The 15,318-nt window shown below is 65.8% G+C and carries 23 protein-coding genes and 2 pseudogenes; 9 read left to right on the top strand and 16 right to left on the bottom strand.

Annotation, left to right across the window (positions count from 1 at the left end; all coding sequences use genetic code 11):
* Positions 1-113: 113 nt before the first annotated feature.
* From ABFB10_RS19775 to ABFB10_RS19745, 7 genes and pseudogenes are all read left to right on the top strand, one after another.
* Positions 114-638 carry an SRPBCC family protein gene (locus ABFB10_RS19775; RefSeq protein WP_347167820.1) on the top strand — a complete coding sequence of 175 codons (525 nt, stop codon included), beginning with the start codon at positions 114-116 and terminating at the stop codon, positions 636-638.
* 79 nt (positions 639-717) lie between these two features.
* The gene (locus ABFB10_RS19770; RefSeq protein ID WP_347167819.1) at positions 718-1,203 is read left to right on the top strand and encodes a (2Fe-2S)-binding protein; all 486 of its coding nucleotides are present in this window, start codon (positions 718-720) and stop codon (positions 1,201-1,203) included.
* 83 nt (positions 1,204-1,286) lie between these two features.
* Positions 1,287-3,660, top strand: a pseudogene (locus ABFB10_RS19765) (xanthine dehydrogenase family protein molybdopterin-binding subunit).
* A gap of 95 nt (positions 3,661-3,755) precedes the next feature.
* A complete protein-coding gene (locus tag ABFB10_RS19760; protein WP_347167818.1) occupies positions 3,756-4,544 on the top strand; it encodes an FAD binding domain-containing protein in 789 nt (262 codons plus the stop codon).
* Between the two features lie 475 nt (positions 4,545-5,019).
* A complete protein-coding gene (locus tag ABFB10_RS19755; protein WP_418594075.1) occupies positions 5,020-6,024 on the top strand; it encodes an ABC transporter substrate-binding protein in 1,005 nt (334 codons plus the stop codon).
* A gap of 55 nt (positions 6,025-6,079) precedes the next feature.
* A pseudogene (locus ABFB10_RS19750) lies at positions 6,080-6,851 on the top strand (ABC transporter ATP-binding protein); the annotation flags it as partial.
* A gap of 169 nt (positions 6,852-7,020) precedes the next feature.
* Positions 7,021-7,845, top strand: a complete 825-nt coding sequence (locus ABFB10_RS19745) for an ABC transporter permease (protein ID WP_347167816.1) — start codon at positions 7,021-7,023, stop codon at positions 7,843-7,845.
* Positions 7,846-8,349: 504 nt separating this feature from the next.
* Here ABFB10_RS19745 and ABFB10_RS19740 read toward each other — a convergent pair.
* From ABFB10_RS19740 to ABFB10_RS19665, 16 genes are all read right to left on the bottom strand, one after another.
* Positions 8,350-9,456 carry a tyrosine-type recombinase/integrase gene (locus tag ABFB10_RS19740; RefSeq protein ID WP_347167814.1) on the bottom strand — a complete coding sequence of 369 codons (1,107 nt, stop codon included), beginning with the start codon at positions 9,454-9,456 and terminating at the stop codon, positions 8,350-8,352.
* Entirely contained in the window at positions 9,443-9,652 is a 210-nt protein-coding gene (locus ABFB10_RS19735; protein ID WP_347167813.1) for a helix-turn-helix transcriptional regulator, read from the bottom strand. The genes ABFB10_RS19740 and ABFB10_RS19735 overlap by 14 nt, the downstream gene beginning before the upstream one ends.
* The gene (locus ABFB10_RS19730; protein ID WP_347167811.1) at positions 9,652-10,011 is read right to left on the bottom strand and encodes a hypothetical protein; all 360 of its coding nucleotides are present in this window, start codon (positions 10,009-10,011) and stop codon (positions 9,652-9,654) included. Before ABFB10_RS19730 ends, ABFB10_RS19735 begins: the two co-directional genes overlap by 1 nt.
* Positions 10,004-10,483 carry a hypothetical protein gene (locus ABFB10_RS19725; RefSeq protein ID WP_347167810.1) on the bottom strand — a complete coding sequence of 160 codons (480 nt, stop codon included), beginning with the start codon at positions 10,481-10,483 and terminating at the stop codon, positions 10,004-10,006. Before ABFB10_RS19725 ends, ABFB10_RS19730 begins: the two co-directional genes overlap by 8 nt.
* Positions 10,480-11,172 carry a hypothetical protein gene (locus tag ABFB10_RS19720; protein WP_347167809.1) on the bottom strand — a complete coding sequence of 231 codons (693 nt, stop codon included), beginning with the start codon at positions 11,170-11,172 and terminating at the stop codon, positions 10,480-10,482. The genes ABFB10_RS19725 and ABFB10_RS19720 overlap by 4 nt, the downstream gene beginning before the upstream one ends.
* Before the next feature lie 178 nt (positions 11,173-11,350).
* Complete coding sequence (locus tag ABFB10_RS19715) at positions 11,351-11,674, bottom strand: hypothetical protein (RefSeq protein ID WP_347167808.1); 324 nt, start codon at positions 11,672-11,674, stop codon at positions 11,351-11,353.
* A 158-nt stretch (positions 11,675-11,832) separates the two neighbouring features.
* Positions 11,833-12,162 carry a DUF2312 domain-containing protein gene (locus tag ABFB10_RS19710; protein WP_347168074.1) on the bottom strand — a complete coding sequence of 110 codons (330 nt, stop codon included), beginning with the start codon at positions 12,160-12,162 and terminating at the stop codon, positions 11,833-11,835.
* 53 nt (positions 12,163-12,215) lie between these two features.
* Positions 12,216-12,470 (bottom strand): hypothetical protein, encoded by a 255-nt coding sequence (locus tag ABFB10_RS19705; protein ID WP_347167806.1) that lies wholly within the window; start codon positions 12,468-12,470, stop codon positions 12,216-12,218.
* Between the two features lie 4 nt (positions 12,471-12,474).
* Positions 12,475-12,690 carry a hypothetical protein gene (locus tag ABFB10_RS19700; RefSeq protein ID WP_347167804.1) on the bottom strand — a complete coding sequence of 72 codons (216 nt, stop codon included), beginning with the start codon at positions 12,688-12,690 and terminating at the stop codon, positions 12,475-12,477.
* Positions 12,687-12,962 carry a hypothetical protein gene (locus ABFB10_RS19695; protein ID WP_347167803.1) on the bottom strand — a complete coding sequence of 92 codons (276 nt, stop codon included), beginning with the start codon at positions 12,960-12,962 and terminating at the stop codon, positions 12,687-12,689. Before ABFB10_RS19695 ends, ABFB10_RS19700 begins: the two co-directional genes overlap by 4 nt.
* A complete protein-coding gene (locus tag ABFB10_RS19690; protein WP_347167802.1) occupies positions 12,959-13,159 on the bottom strand; it encodes a hypothetical protein in 201 nt (66 codons plus the stop codon). The genes ABFB10_RS19695 and ABFB10_RS19690 overlap by 4 nt, the downstream gene beginning before the upstream one ends.
* Positions 13,156-13,335 carry a hypothetical protein gene (locus tag ABFB10_RS19685; protein WP_347167801.1) on the bottom strand — a complete coding sequence of 60 codons (180 nt, stop codon included), beginning with the start codon at positions 13,333-13,335 and terminating at the stop codon, positions 13,156-13,158. The genes ABFB10_RS19690 and ABFB10_RS19685 overlap by 4 nt, the downstream gene beginning before the upstream one ends.
* Positions 13,332-13,514 (bottom strand): hypothetical protein, encoded by a 183-nt coding sequence (locus ABFB10_RS19680; RefSeq protein ID WP_347167800.1) that lies wholly within the window; start codon positions 13,512-13,514, stop codon positions 13,332-13,334. The genes ABFB10_RS19685 and ABFB10_RS19680 overlap by 4 nt, the downstream gene beginning before the upstream one ends.
* Positions 13,514-13,846: a hypothetical protein gene (locus ABFB10_RS19675; protein WP_347167799.1), complete on the bottom strand. Its 333-nt coding sequence runs from the start codon at positions 13,844-13,846 to the stop codon at positions 13,514-13,516. The genes ABFB10_RS19680 and ABFB10_RS19675 overlap by 1 nt, the downstream gene beginning before the upstream one ends.
* A complete protein-coding gene (locus ABFB10_RS19670) occupies positions 13,843-14,136 on the bottom strand; it encodes a hypothetical protein (RefSeq protein WP_347167798.1) in 294 nt (97 codons plus the stop codon). Before ABFB10_RS19670 ends, ABFB10_RS19675 begins: the two co-directional genes overlap by 4 nt.
* Positions 14,137-14,365: 229 nt before the next feature.
* Positions 14,366-14,653, bottom strand: coding sequence for a helix-turn-helix domain-containing protein (locus ABFB10_RS19665; RefSeq protein ID WP_347167796.1), 288 nt, complete (start codon positions 14,651-14,653; stop codon positions 14,366-14,368).
* A 113-nt stretch (positions 14,654-14,766) separates the two neighbouring features.
* Here ABFB10_RS19665 and ABFB10_RS19660 point away from each other — a divergent pair, with 113 nt between their 5' ends.
* Positions 14,767-15,048, top strand: coding sequence for a hypothetical protein (locus ABFB10_RS19660; RefSeq protein ID WP_347167794.1), 282 nt, complete (start codon positions 14,767-14,769; stop codon positions 15,046-15,048).
* Positions 15,045-15,317, top strand: coding sequence for a hypothetical protein (locus ABFB10_RS19655; RefSeq protein WP_347167792.1), 273 nt, complete (start codon positions 15,045-15,047; stop codon positions 15,315-15,317). Before ABFB10_RS19660 ends, ABFB10_RS19655 begins: the two co-directional genes overlap by 4 nt.
* Position 15,318: the final 1 nt, after the last annotated feature.

The raw sequence follows: 15,318 nt of genomic DNA, 5'->3' as shown, positions 1-15,318 counted from the left end.
CCCCGGAAGCGGGGGCTCTGGTGACGCGGCGTGCGCGGCTACGCCCTTGGTCTAATATCCCCGGCCCCGGCCCCGCGCCTCAGGCTGCGCCTGACACGGAAAGGACTGAATCCATGAAAATGAGCGATTCCCGTATCATCAAGGCCCCGCAGGAGGTGGTCTGGGCCGCGATCCTCGACCCCGAGGTGCTGAAGGCCTGCGTGCCCGGCTGCACCGAGATGTCCGGCTCTGCGGAAGAGGGCTTCGAGGCGACGGTTGTCCAGAAGGTCGGCCCGGTGAAGGCGACCTTCAAGGGGCAGGTCAGCCTGTCGAACATGGACGCGCCCAATGCGGTCACGCTTTCGGGCGAAGGCAAGGGCGGGGCCGCCGGTTTCGCCAAGGGCGGCGCGGACGTGGCGCTGGCGCCTGTCGAGGGTGGCACCGAGCTGACCTATGCGGTCGAAGCCAACGTGGGCGGCAAGCTGGCGCAGCTGGGCAGCCGCATCATCGACGGTTTCGCCAAGAAGATGGCCGACCAGTTCTTCGACAACTTCCAGCAGGCGGTCGAGGGGCCGTCCGACCCGGACGCGGCGCCCGAGACCGACGCGCCGGATCAGGACGGCAAGAAAAAAGGCTGGTTCAAGCGCATGGTTTCGTGAACCATCCGGTTACCGAGATTTTCCCGGCGCGCGGCTGCGCCGGATTACCCAGATTTGAACATCCAGGGAGGATAGCAAGATGGCAGAAGTGACGATGGTGGTGAACGGCAGGTCCGTCACCAAGTCGGTCAAGGGCAACACCCTGATGACGGAGTTCCTGCGCGAGGAACTGCGTCTGACCGGCACGCATGTCGGCTGCGACACCTCGCAGTGCGGCGCCTGCACGATCCACGTCAACGGCCTGCAGGTGAAGGCCTGCACCATGTTCGCGGCCGAGGCCGAGGGCGCCGAGGTGGCGACCATCGAGGGGCAGGCGGCGCAGGACGGCACGCTGAACGCGATCCAGGCGGCGTTCCAGGAATACCACGGGCTTCAGTGCGGTTTCTGCACGCCGGGCATGGTCATGGCGGCGGCGGCGCTGCTGAAGGACAATCCCAAGCCCACCGAGGCCGAGGTGCGCCACCACCTGCAGGGCAACATCTGCCGCTGCACCGGCTACCACAATATCGTCCGCGCGATCCTGGCCGCATCGGGCCAGGACGTGCCGGCGGTCGCCGCAGAGTGATTTTCGCGGGTGGGCCGCGGGCCCGCCCTAGCCAGATTTCCGGGGAGGGGCCCTGACCCCGACCCATTCCAGGGAGGATACCCATGCCGAAAGATCATGGCATCGGCGCAAGCCAGAAGCGGCGCGAGGACGTGCGCTTCCTGACCGGAGCCGGTCAGTACACCGACGATATTTCCGTCTACGGGCAGACCTACTGCTATTTCCTGCGCTCCGACATGGCGCACGGGACGATCAATTCCATCAACACCGAGGCCGCGGCGGGGATGCCCGGCGTCGTGCGGATCTTCACCGGCGCCGATTTCGAGGGTGTCGGCGGTCTGCCCTGCGGCTGGCAGGTGACCGACAAGCACGGCGAGGCGATGAAGGAACCGCCGCACCCGGTGCTGGCACAGGGCAAGGTGCGTCACGTCGGTGACCCGATTGCCGCCATCGTGGCCGAGAGCCTCGAAGAGGCGCGCAATGCGAGCCGAGGCCATCGAGGTCGATATCTCCGAGCTGCCCGCCGTCGTCGACATGAAGGCCGCGCTGGCCGAGGGCGCCACAAAGGTGCACGACGATATCGCGGACAACCTCTGCTATGACTGGCAGTTCGGCACCGATACGGAAACCACGGACAAGGCCTTTGCCGAGGCCGCGCATGTCACCACGCTGGAACTGGTGAACAACCGTCTGGTGGCCAACCCGATGGAGCCGCGCGTCGCGCTTGGCGATTACAACCGGGCGAACGACGAGTCGACGCTCTATACGACCTCGCAGAACCCGCATGTGATCCGGCTCTTGATGGGCGCCTTCGTCCTCGGCATCCCCGAGCACAAGCTGAAGGTCGTGGCGCCCGACGTGGGCGGCGGCTTTGGCACCAAGATCTTCCACTACGCGGAAGAGGCCTTTGTCACCTTCGCCTCGCGGCAGATCAACCGGCCCGTCAAATGGACCTCGTCGCGCTCCGAGGCCTTCATGTCCGACGCCCATGGCCGCGACCACGTGACCAAGATCGAACTGGCGCTGGATGCGGATAACAACTTTACCGCCGTGCGCACCGACACCTATGCCAACATGGGTGCCTATCTCTCGACCTTCTCGTCCTCTGTGCCGACCTGGCTGCACGGGACGCTGATGGCGGGCAACTACAAGACCCCCGCCGTGCAGGTGAACGTGAAGGCCGTCTTCACCAATACCGTGCCGGTGGACGCCTATCGCGGCGCGGGCCGCCCCGAGGCGACCTACCAGCTGGAGCGGGTGATCGATATGGCCGCCCGCGAGCTGGGCGTCGACCCGATCAAGCTGCGGCGGCAGAACTTCATCACCGCCTTCCCCTATGCCACCCCCGTGGCGGTCGAATACGACACCGGCGATTACGTCGCGACCATGGACAAGATGGAAGCGCTGATGGACCTCGGCAATTTCGAGGCGCGTCGGAAGGAGAGCGAGGCCGAGGGCAAGCTGCGCGGTCTGGGCATCAACTGCTTCATCGAGGCCTGCGGCATCGCGCCGTCGAACCCGGTGGGTCAGCTGGGCGCGCGTGCGGGTCTGTACGATGCCGCCACCGTGCGGGTGAACGCCACCGGCTCGATCTCGGTCATGGTGGGCGCGCATTCGCACGGTCAGGGCCATGAGACGGTCTTCCCGCAGGTCGTGGCCGAGATGCTGGGCATCGACGAGAGCATGATCGACATCGTGCACGGCGACACCTCGAAGATCCCCTTCGGCATGGGCACCTATGGCTCGCGCAGCCTTGCGGTCTGCGGCTCTGCCATGGTGCGGGCGACCGAGAAGATCATCAACAAGGCCAAGAAGATCGCCGGTCACCTGCTGGAAGCCTCGGATGCGGATATCGAGCTGAAGGACGGCCAGTTCTCGGTTGCGGGCACGGACAAGTCGGTGGCCTGGGGCGACGTGACGCTGGCCGCCTATGTGCCGCACAACTACCCGCTGGAGGATATCGAACCGGGGCTGGAAGAGACGGCCTTCTACGATCCCGCCAACTTCACCTACCCGGCGGGCGCCTATGCCTGCGAGGTCGAGGTCGACCCGGAAACCGGCAAGGTGACCATCGAGAAGTTCGTCTCTGCCGACGACTTCGGCAATGTGGTCAACCCGATGATCGTCGAGGGCCAGGTCCACGGCGGCATCGCTCAGGGGATCGGGCAGGCGCTGCTGGAGAACTGCGCCTACGACGAGAACGGCCAGCTGCTGTCAGCGTCCTACATGGACTATGCCATGCCGCGCGCCGACGACATCCCGATGATGGCGAACTACGTGGTCGACCACTCGTGCCAGACGCCCTGCACGCACAACCCGCTTGGGGTGAAGGGCTGCGGCGAGGCCGGGGCGATCGGCTCGCCGCCGACGGTGGTGAACGCGGTGATCGACGCGCTGCATTCGGCGGGCCACAGCCATGTGACCCATATCGATATGCCGGTCTCGCCCTCGCGCGTCTGGCAGGCGATGCAGCACTGAGTTGAGAGCGCCGGGGGCTGTCTGCCCCCGGACCCCCGAAGGGTATTTGGACCAAGAAGAAACAGAGGGTCTTCGCGGTCCCAGGAGGAAAAACGATGTATTCATTCGATATGGTGCGCCCGAAGACGGTGGCCGATGCGGTCGCGGCGCTGCAGCAGGAGGATGCGCAGGCTCTGGGCGGCGGTCAGACGCTGATCCCGACGCTGAAGCAGCGGCTGGCGATGCCGTCCGTGCTGGTGAGCCTTTCGGCCATCGACGAGATGAAGGGGGTGAGTGCCGAGGCGGGCGTGCTGACCCTGGGCGGCGGCACCACCCATGCCACGGTGGCGCGCGAGGCGGCGGCGCATTACCTGGCGCTGGCGGCGCTGGCCGGCAATATCGGCGATCCGGCGGTGCGCAATCGCGGCACCATTGGCGGCTCGATCGCCAACAACGACCCCTCGGCCTGCTACCCGGCGGCGGCGCTGGGATCGGGCGCGACCATCGTGACCAACACCCGCGAGATCGCGGCGGACGACTTCTTTCAGGGCATGTTCACGACCGCGCTGGAAGAGGGCGAGATCGTGACGGCGGTGAAGTTCCCGATCCCGGAGGCCGCGGCCTATGTGAAGTTCGAACAGCCCGCCTCGCGCTTTGCGCTGGTGGGGGTCTTCGTGTCGCGCGGGTCTTCGGGCGTGCGGGTCGCCGTGACCGGCGCGTCGAACGACGGCGTGCATCGCTGGGGGGCCGCCGAAGAGGCGCTGGCGGGCAGCTTCTCGGCCTCGGCGCTGGACGGGCTGTCGGTGCCGGCGGACGACATGATCTCTGACCTGCACGGCACGGCCGCCTATCGCGCGCATCTGGTGTCGGTCATGACCAAGCGGGCGGTTGCCGCCGCCGGGTGATGCCGCAGGCCGAGAGTATGGAAAGCCCCGGTCCCGCAGGCCGGGGCTTTTCCATTGCCGCGCTGCGGGGATCGGCGGCGGGGTCGCAGGAATGCGACGAGGGCGCAGGCAGGGTTTCTGGCAAGGTCTCCCCGGCATGCTGCCCGAGGTGCGCGCCGAGGATCGGCGGCCTCGCGCTCGGGAGGACGCGGGTGGCGTCACTCCGGCCTGCCGGATCGGGCGGCGGAGGGTGGCGCGGGTCTTCCCCGGGACAGCGGGCTGCGCAGGGGCGCGCGGCGGGGCCGCCATCTGCGGGGCAGGGCTGGATATCGGGGAGATTGCCCCCGTCGGCGCCTGCTTTTTCGGCGCTTCTGGCCATAGTGCCCGAGAAAACGACAAAAAACTCGGCAGATTTGCCCGGAATTGCTAACGGACCGGCCCGGGGGTCGCTTACCCTGACCCGGACAGGGAATGATCTGACCGAGGAGAGACCCCCGTGATTTACCCAAAGATCGCCGCCGCCGCCGCTGGCCTGTTGCTGGCCGGTTCGGCCTGGGCGCAGACCGATGTGCCCTTTGCCCTGGACTGGAAATTCGAAGGCCCCGCCGCGCCCTATTTCGTCGCCATCGACAAGGGCTATTTCGAAGAGGCCGACCTGTCGGTCGAGATCAGCGCCGGGTCGGGCTCGCTCGATGCGATTCCGAAGGTGGCGACCGGGGCCTTTCCGGTGGGTTTTGCCGATATCAACTCGCTGATCAAGTTCCTCGACCAGAACCCCGATGCGCCGGTCAAGGCGGCCATGATGATCTACGACAAGCCGCCCTTCGCGGTGATCGGACGCAAGTCGCTGGGGGTCGAGACGCCGAAGGACCTGGAGGGCAAGGTGCTGGGCGCGCCGCCGCCCGATGGCGCTTGGGCGCAGTTCCCGATCTTCGCCGCCGAGAACGACCTGGACACCGATGCCATCACCGTCGAGCCGGTGGGCTTCCCCACGCGTGAGCCGATGCTGGCCCAGGGCAACGTCGCCGCGATCACCGGCTTTTCCTTCTCGTCCTACCTGAACCTCGTGCGGCTGGGCATCGAGGAGGAGGACATCACGACCCTGCTGATGGCCGATCACGGCGTCGATCTTTACGGCAACGCGATCATCGTGAACACCGAATACGCCGCCGCGAACCCCGAAGTGATCGAGGGGTTCCTCTCTGCCGTCGCCAAGGGCTGGGCCGATGCCGTGGCCGACCCCGCCGCCGCCATCCCCAGCCTGATCGAGCGCAACCCCGCCGCCGATGCCGCGCTGGAGCAGCGCCGTCTGGAACTGTCCATCGCGGCCAATGTGGCGACGGATTTCACCCTGGAAAACGGCTTTGGCCCGGTCGACGCGGACCGCTTTGCCAGCGCGCTCGACCAGATCGCCACGATCTACACGTTCCAGTCGATGGGCGATATGTCGACCTATTTCACCGACGCCTACCTGCCCGAGGGCGGCTTTGCGCTGAAGTGAAACGGACGGGCCGCGCGGGGATCCTCTGCGCGGCCTGCTAGAAGGGAACGATCTCATGACATCGATGATCCACATCGCGGGCGTGCGGCACGCCTACAAGACGCCGTCCGGCCCGTTGCCCGTGCTGGACGGGCTGGATGTCAGCGTGAAGGAGGGCGGCTTTGTCGCCGTCGTCGGGCCCTCGGGCTGCGGCAAGTCCACGCTGACCAAGCTGATTTCCGGCCTGATGCGCCCGGACGAGGGCACCGTCACGCTGCACGGCACGCCGGTAAAGGGGCCGCGCCCCACGGTCGGCATGGCCTTCCAGAACCCGGTGATGCTGGAGTGGCGGACGATCCTGCAAAACGTGATCCTGCCGCTGGAAATCGTGCCCAACACGCTGACCAGTGGCCCAGAAGGAAGAGCGCGCGCGTTTCCTGCTGGCGCTGGTGGGTCTGGAGGGCTTCGAGGACAAGCGGCCCTCGGAGCTGTCCGGCGGCATGCGGCAGCGCGCCAGCCTGTGCCGCGCGCTGGTCCACAAGCCCGAGGTGCTGATCCTCGACGAGCCTTTCGGCGCGCTGGATGCCTTCACCCGCGAGGACCTGTGGCAGACCATGCACAAGGTGAAGGCCGAAGAGCCCTTTACCGGCGTGCTGATCACCCACGACCTGCGCGAGTCGATCTTCCTTGCCGATCAGGTGGTGGTTCTGTCGCAGCGCCCGGCGCGCACGCAATACGTGCTGGATGTGCCGGACACCGGGCCGCGTGATCTGGAGCACCTGTATACGCCCGAAGTGCTCGAGATGCTCAACATCCTGCGCCACCAGATCCAGGTCGCGCAGGGCCGCGCGGCTCGCCTGAGGCAGGCCGCGCCGCCGACCGTCGCGTGGCACACATGCGGCCCCGGAACCGGGGCGCGGATGTGCCCGGCAGCGACGACCCCATCCCGCGCCGCGCCTCGTTGCGGCACCAGACAGACCGGCGCTCCGGCGCCCCGAGACCGAGCCGGAGAGCCCCATGGCCTACGTCCCCGACATGAACCCCAAAGCAGCCACCCGGGGTGGCTGGCTGAAGGCCCTGACCTCGCGCGCGGTGCTGGCACCGCTGGGGGCCATCGTGGTCTTCCTGCTGTTCTGGGAGGCGCTGGTGCGGATCAACGGCTGGCCGGACTACGTCATGGCCTCGCCCTCGGACCTTCCGCCGGCCTATGCGAAATACTGGTCGCTGTTCATCACCATGGGCTGGCAGACGCTGTGGCGGACCGTGGTCGGCCTGTTGCTGGCGGTTGTCGTCGGCGTGGGGTTTGGCATGGTCATGGGCTTCTCGCGGCTGATGCGCGATGCGCTCTACCCGCTGCTGGTGGGGTTCAACGCCATCCCCAAGGCCACCGTCGTGCCCATCGTGGCGCTGATGTTCGTGGGCGCGCATGACTTCAATACCGTGCTGATCGCCTTCATGATCTCGTTCTTTCCCATCGCGGTCTCGATCTCGATCGGGCTGTCGACGCTGGAACCGGAATACCGCGACATCCTGCGTTCGCTCGGCGCCTCGCAGGCGACGATTTTCTGGAAGATCGCCCTGCCCAAGACGCTGCCCGAGTTCTTCGGCGCGCTCAAGGTGGCGGTCACGCTGGCCTTCATCGGCACCAACCTGATGGAGATCGTCTCGCCGCACGGGCGGGGGCTTGGCGCGCTCTTCGACAGTGCCAAGACGAACTCGGACTATCCGCTGATGTTCGCGGTGCTGATCGCGCTCGCCGCGTTGGGGATCGTGCTCTATTACGTGGTGGTCGCGCTGGAGAAGATCTTTGCAAGCTGGGCGGACACCCAGGCCCCGGGCTGACCGCCTCTGCCAGGTCCCGGACCGGGGCCGCTGGCGAGCCTGCCGAAGGCGCCAGCGGCCCCGGTCGCAAAGCGCCCTCTGTGTCGCGCCAAAGCACAGGGTCCGGGCCGCGTGCAGGGCGGCATCCTCGGCAAGCGCCGTGCCACTGGCGCTGTCTATCACGGGCCGCCGAAAGACCGGTTCGTTTTCCGGATCGTCCGGGCAGGGCGCAGGCCGGTTGCATGGCATCTGCCGGGACCATGGCATTGACCGCACCGATTGAAGCCGCGCAACCCCCATCGGAAATGGGGGCGGCGGAGGCAGGCTGTCAGGGGTAGGGGCGGGCCATGTGCGGCAAGGGCCGGAGCGGCGGGGCAGGGTGGCCCTTCGGCCCGGGCCGATCCACGGACGGGAGGGACCCGGCGTATTGGTAGGCCCGGCAGGACTACAAGGGGGGTAAATTGCCCTTGTATTTATTGGATAATTTAGAAATGTGGACCATTTCAGAATGATGGTGGTCCACATTTACCAGTCCATGTTCGCCAGTTTTGACACCGCGATTTCTCCGAGTCGCATCCGTTCGACTGACTCGGTGTAGACCTGTGAGGTCGACGCCTGGGCATGGCCATGCACCGCCATGATCTCGTATTGCGTCGCGCCATTGAGCGCCAGAAGGTGCCCCGCAGCCTTGCGGATGCCATGCGAGGTCCGGCTTTGCAGGCCCGCCGCAGCCGTCCAGTCCTGCATCTTGTTCCGCACCGCTTCGGCGCTGGCGAAGGGCTTGCCGTCCTGCCGCAACAGATAGGCGTCGCCGACGACCTTTTGAGACCGGATCGCGGACTCGAGCGGTGGCAGAACCGGGATCGCCACGGGCCGCGATCCTTTCTTGGACGGTTGCCATTCAAGCCAGAGCTGCCCCTTGTACCGGGTTTCCTGTGCCCGTCCGAGCCAGTAGACATCCCCGATACGGCAAGCCGTGAACATGAAGAGAGTCAGGGCCGTGTGCGCCGTCGATCCCGCCGGGTGCGCCTCGCGGAATTTCCGCAGATCGTCCAGCGTCCACGCGGTTGCGCCGCCTGCGCTTCGATAGACCGGCTTGGCCACGGCGCGGAACGGATTGGACCGGCAGAGGCCCCGGCGCATTCCGAAGTCATAGGCGGCGGTCATCATCTTCCAGACGTTGCGGGCCTTGCCCGGCTTGGCCGTCATGCGGTCCTTGAATGCTTCGAGTTCTTCAAGCGGTATGGTGACGGGCAAGGTGCCGTAGGTTTGCCCGCGCGACCGTCGCTGTGAGCTGGTCTGATCCAGCACGTATTTGGACAGGCTGCGGCGCTCCTTGAGCGTCAAGGGCGATGCGTTCCCGGCGTCGACCTGGGCAGTCAGGTGATCGAGGTATGCCGACATGAGCCAGCCCATTGTCCCGGGGTCGTGATCCGGCGGCGCGTCCAGCCGTTCCCCGGCGCGCGCGGCGGCGTAGTGCTGTTGGAAGTCCGCGTGTTCGGGTCCGACCGGCAGGCTGATCTTGCGGTTTACATCACCTTTGACCCTGACGCGCCAGCCGACTGTTCGCCCGCCTTTCAGGCGTGGGATCAGGCCGGGGAAATGCAATCGGACCACTTTACCATCCGCCATTGATAACTTCGCTTTCTCCCTCAATAGCAAGGCCATCCGCATAGGCGTCAAGGTCGCGCCTGTCATAAAGCCGTTTCCCCCCGAGGATCTTTCGCGGGATCGGCAGGCCGTAAAGCGTGGAGGCGCTGACCCCGATGTAATGCGCCGCCTGTGGGGCAGGCATGAGGCGGGGTGGAAAGTCGAGGGTGATGGGCATCACCCATCCTCTCCATTGCGCGGGGCGCGCTTTTGCAACGTCACCAGATCAGCCGCCCTGCGACCGCTAGCATAGGTATGGGTGCGAAGGCGGATGTTCCCGCCTGCGGTGTCATAGTGTGGCGTGTGGACGGCCTGCGCTGCGAGAAGTGCGCCCCGGATGAAGCCTGGCTCCTCATCGTTCCCAACGTGCAGAACCTCGTGCTGCGTCCGACCCGTCAGGATCACCACGGCAGCATTGGGCGCGGTCTCCGCTTCGTCAGCCTCGATCACTTCGGCCAGCTCGCGTAGATACCGTGCAAGAGCGCGCCGGGCTGGCGGAGTGCGGCCCATCTCATGAAGGTTGACAAGATCACCCATCGGCGCGGCCCTCCTTGGAGAGAGTTTCGCGCAGATGCACCTCTATCCAGCCGCGAACGTTCCCATGGTCTGGCTCCGCCCTGTGGTCCGCTGCCATCTCATAGGCGTCGGTCATTACGCCCCGCGCGTCGTCCAGTTCCGCCTTCAACCCGTCGATGACGTTGTTCTGTGCGGCCAGCGCATCCCGCAGCGCCGCGTTCTCGGCTTCCAGCATCTGGACGCGAGCGCCCATTTCGGCGTGCTGAGCTAGCAGTATGTTAAGGTCCGCGAACAGTTTCGATGTCATCACGTTCATCGGTGCTTGGTTTCGTGCCTCGTCCAGTTTCGCCCGGAGCGCATCACGCTCGGCGGCGAGGGCGCGAAGGGTAACGGCGACGTCGGTCGCTACCGCCCCCATCGTAACCGGCTTGTCACATGCGGCCAGAACGCTCGCCAGCCGGTTCACGGCCTCGGTGCTGGTGTCGGTGGTCATGCTGCTGTCTCCTGTGCGAGGGCGTAGCCACCCCACTGTTGGGCTGCGGCGGTCATCATGCCGGGGAAGGACCGGCTGCGAAGGCGGGCGCGATCGGGGCCGGGCGGCATGCGGTGCACGCGGTTCCAGCGCTTCCACTCGTCGCTGCCGTGGTCGGGCTCGGGCAGGCGTGCGGTCTCGGCCAACCCGGGCAGGCCGGCCAGATACCAACCGGTCGCCTTGTAGGCGGGTTCTCCGAACCAGAACGGCTGCACCATCTGAGGGGCGGGAAGATCGTCTGGCATCCGGTCCCGCGCGAGGTCGTTCATCTCGGGGTTCTCGATTGCGCGGCGGGGGATGGGCGCGGACCAGCAGGCGGTGAAGATGTCGACGCCTTCCTTGAACTCGGCCTTCATGTCATCCCAGGTGCGGCCCTTGGGCAGACGCTTGGGCGGCGTCCATTTGCCCGGCCCGGACATCCACCGTCGACCGGATCGGCAAAGCCGGGTGCACGGCGGGTGCATCACGCAGAGCAAATCCCAGCCCTCGTGCAAGATGCCGTCTCGGATGTCGCAGCGGATGTGCCGGTTCGAACCGTCCTCGGCTGCCTCGATGTCGCAGGACCAGACGTCATGGCCAAGGGCTGTAAATGCACGGCGGGCGATGCCGGAGGTCTCGCAGCCGATGAGGACGCGCAGCTGGAGGCTCATTCGAACACCCTCACAGCTGTAAGACAGGCGGCAGAAATCACGATGATCACGATTGCCCAGCGGACCGCCGCGGAACCGTAGGCTCGGGGTCTCAGTGTCCGCGAGGTGCGGCGACGGTCGCCGCTCTGGAAGCTGACCAATGCCTCGGGCGTGCGGGGGAGGTTGTCCTTGTCGGGCCTCATGTCTGGGTCTCCCTAGAGAGGGCGTGGAGGGCGGAGCGAGAGGCCTCGCTCCACCTACTGGGCGCTATTGATGCGCCTTCGTGTGCGTCGCTTGTCCAGCCATCCATCGCGTCACCGGCTGCGGTCAATTGCTGTATGTGCGTCTGCGCCTCTGCAAGCTGGCGCTCTAGGTCGGCTATGCGGGCGGTGTCTGCGTTGTGCCGGTTGTCGAATTCGGTCAGCAGTTTTCGGACGCGTTCATTCTCAGGCCCCAGCCGCTCGACCTGACAGATCAGGCTTTCGTTCTGGACCTGAAGCGCCTTCATCATGACGTCGCTCATGCGCTGCCACGCTTTCTGTAGGGGTCGAAGGTGTCGCGCATCATCGTCTCCATCTTGTGCCCCTGCCCACCGTGAACGACGCCCGAAGTTTCGGCGGGCAGGGGATGCGGGCCACCACGGCCCGGCATGGGGTCAGGTTTCAGTCTCGAAAGGTGGGTTCAGGCCATCCCAAGCGCGGCTTTGTACATTTCCATCACCGCCTCCTCTTCGGCGATGTCGTCGGCGTCGCGCTTGCGCAGGGCGATCAGCTTGCGCATGACCTTGGTGTCGTAGCCGCGGCCCTTGGCCTCTGACATGACCTCCTTGATCTGCTCGGCGACCTCCTTCTTTTCCTCTTCGAGGCGCTCGACCCGTTCGATGAACTGCGTCAGCTCGCCAGCGGCGATGCCGTAGGCCCGGTCCGAAACGGCCCTGTCTTCGTCGGTCTGTTTCGTCGGAGGCGCCTTCCTGATGTTTCGCGCGGCTGCGGCGAACTGGCCTTCGGTCATTGGGCCTGTGGTTGTCCCGTCCGCGGCGATGATAGAGAGGGTGGCTTGCTGGCTCATGGATACATCTCCTGCGGTCGGCTGGTGTCCTGCTGGTGCTGCGGCTCGGCGTGCCACGGCCAAGGCTGGCGCCGGGCCCGGGTGCGCTGTTCCAGCGTCTTTGCCCGGCCCCGGGTGCCGCACCATGACCACCTTGTGGTCCGCGTAGCGCCTTCACCCGACAGGTGAAGGTATTCGCCGGTCAGGGGGTTGCGCAGGCGGATCAGGTCCCCGCGGGCAATCTGGGGCTTCTCGGTGATGAAGGCGACCATGGTGCTACCTGTCGAAGAAGCCGGGGCCCCGGCTTTGTGCGTCGGTGGGGCGGGCGATGTGCACGACCTCGAGGACGGCGAAATCGGCGCCGTTCTTGCCCGCCAGCTGCTCGGCGGCCTCGATGGCATAGGCCTTCGTCACGTAGGCGCGCTTCGGGTTGCTCTTGCCGTGGCGCGCAGCCTCGGCATGGGCGACCATCCAGAACACGGACAGGGTCATGGCTGCGTCCTTTCACGGGGCGAGGGGATGCGCCCGCGCCATGCGTCGTATTCGGTGCGGAGCGCCTGCCAGCGCGCAGCAGCATCGCCGTCGCGGTCCAGTTCGGCGCGGCTGCTTACGCCACATTCCTGGCGCACGAATTCCGCCGCTGCGGTGGCGGTTACGGCGCCGGGGATCTGCAAGCGGGATGCGGCAAAAATCCGGAACGGATCCTGTCCGCAAAGGATGCCCGCCTGTTGCGCGGGCGGAAGGTTATCCAGCACTCGGCTCATGCGGTCTCTCCTTCGATCAGGACGCGCAGGTCGCGGGCGCGGTCCCGTTCGTCCGGGTCGGTGCTGTTGTTCTCGATCACGCTGCATGCGGCGGCGACGGTTGCGTCGTCATGAGACGTCACGTCCGCCACCGCCGCGCGGGCGTGCCACAGAGCGCTGTCATCAGTTCCGTGAGTAGGGCTGGCTGTGCGCGTCATGTGGCAATCCAGAGCGTGAGGGCGGAAAGGGCCAGAACGGACCCGGTGAAAGCGGCGATCTGGCGTCCCTCGACGTCCCCGTTGCGGACTGCCGCGCGCCACGCATGGGCGCAGCCTGCCGTGAGGAAGCAGAGCAGCAGGCCGGAAACCTGCATGAGGATCACGGCGGGCGTCATGGGCGGACGCTCCAGAGCGCGGCGGTGAGGGCCACCAGTAATCCGACGATGGCCGTGCCGAGGATCGCATCGCTGGCCGTGAGGTCCGGGCCCAGCGCGGCAATCCGCAGGGCAAGGAAAGCCGCGGCCAGCAGCGCGCCGGCGGCGATGACGCGCATGATGATGAATATCGCCCACATCACGCAGCGCCCGGCGAAGCGGTGGTTTCGTGCTGCGCCACCAGCGCCAGCAGCAGGGGCGTGTCTCCGGTGGTCCGGGCCGCGGCGCTGGCGACAGCGGCCTGTGCGACCATCTCGCCCAGCATCGGGTCGACGGCGCGCAACTCGCGCGTGGCCCGGACGATCAGCGCGGCCAGCGCCTCGGTCGGCGTGATGTCGCAAACCTCGGTCAGCGCCGTCACGGAGCTGTGCGTCAGGCCGCAGGCTGCGGTGTCCCGGAAGTGGGTTTCGGTGATGGTCGGGTCACAGGCGGCGGCGAACAGGCCCAGAGCGGCAGGGTCGAAGGTGGTCATGCCGCGCCACCCTGCGGGGAGCGGAGGCTGTCGATATAGGCGCGGATCCTCCGCTGGCGCCGCATGAACGCCTCGTCGTCATTGACGGCGGGGCGCATGCTGGAGCCGGGCAGTTGGCTGGGCATCTGTGCGAGGCGGCATTCCCGATCGGGGTCGATGCGGGCGGAAGTGCCATCAGAAAGCAGCTGTTCTGCTTTGAGGGTGCGCCAGCCGTCCCAGACCGCGGCGGGCAGGGCGCGACCATCGCTCGGGACGATAACGGCGGAGAGGGCGTAGGGGGAAAGCTTCATTCTTGTCTCCAGCAGTAACCCAGAATGGGATTGATGCCAGAAAACATAGATCGACGTTTTGTCGATAGTCAAGAGAATGAATCGAAGAAACTTCGATTGCGTAGAGGATATTGAGCCTAGATGATTTCGATAAAAGTTGCCCGAAGGATGATTCTGTCATGCAATACGATGTTGAGGAGCGAATACTCTTCGCATTTGCTGCCGTGTTCGCGGTGTCCGTGGATAACGCCTATTCTTGGCGCTTGGTGAGGTTCTGCATGAGGGTGTCGGCCAGCTTGGCCGGGATCTCGGTCAGGCGACCGCGGTAAAGGAAATCCATGCTGACACCCCACCTTTCCGCTATCCGATAAGCCATGTCGGCCTTCAGGGGTTTCTGACCTTTTTCAATCCGTCCGTAGCTCGTTGGGTCGATGCCTACGCTGGTTGCGAACTGGGCGCGGGTCATCTCGTTGTATTCGCGCAGGGCCTCCAGGCGTTCGCCTACAGCTTCGGGATGGAACGGGCTGTGGTTATCCATAGGTCTCACTTCTGCCAGTTGGTCGTATGGAGTGCCTATTCATCGACAAAACGTCTATCGACGTTTCGTCATGCGTTGACAGATCGAAGAAACGTCGATTAGAGATGCTGTCTATGAGCAACATCGAGACGATCCGCGAACTCCTCGCACTTTGGCCAAGTCGCCGCGACATCGTCGCGGAGCTTGCGATGGTGCACCCGGGGCTCAACGTCACGCTCCATCGCGTCAACAAATGGGCGGAAACTGGGTCTATTCCGGCCAAGTATCACCTCGCTTTGATTAGGAGCGCCAAGAGGCGTTCACTACCGGTCACTGCGGAACTTCTCGTAAAGCTGCATGCTCCTGCAGAAGGCAGCGGGGGCCTTCTGCAGGCCCAAGCGGGGGACGCCGCATGATGCTGCCCTCCTGCCTGCATTCCTCGCTGCTCCCTCTGGTCCTGCTCTTCGCTGGCTTGACGATTGCAGGCTTCCGGTCGGTGCGCCGCGCCGCGGCTCGCCGTCGCGCCGGTACGGCCCGTTTTCATGCCGTTCTCGATGAAATCGAGGACCAAATGCGCGCCGAGGCAGCTGTGACGGTCGAGCGCGGAAAGCGCTTCAATGCAGCGACCCCGCAGCTGGGTGAGACCGAAGCGGATAGGTCCAGGCTGCTGGCGAGGGTGCAGTGAC

Origin of the sequence: Ponticoccus litoralis (assembly GCF_039769985.1) — a bacterium.
GTDB lineage: Bacteria > Pseudomonadota > Alphaproteobacteria > Rhodobacterales > Rhodobacteraceae > Ponticoccus > Ponticoccus litoralis.
This window is presented reverse-complemented; position numbering and strand designations above follow the sequence as displayed.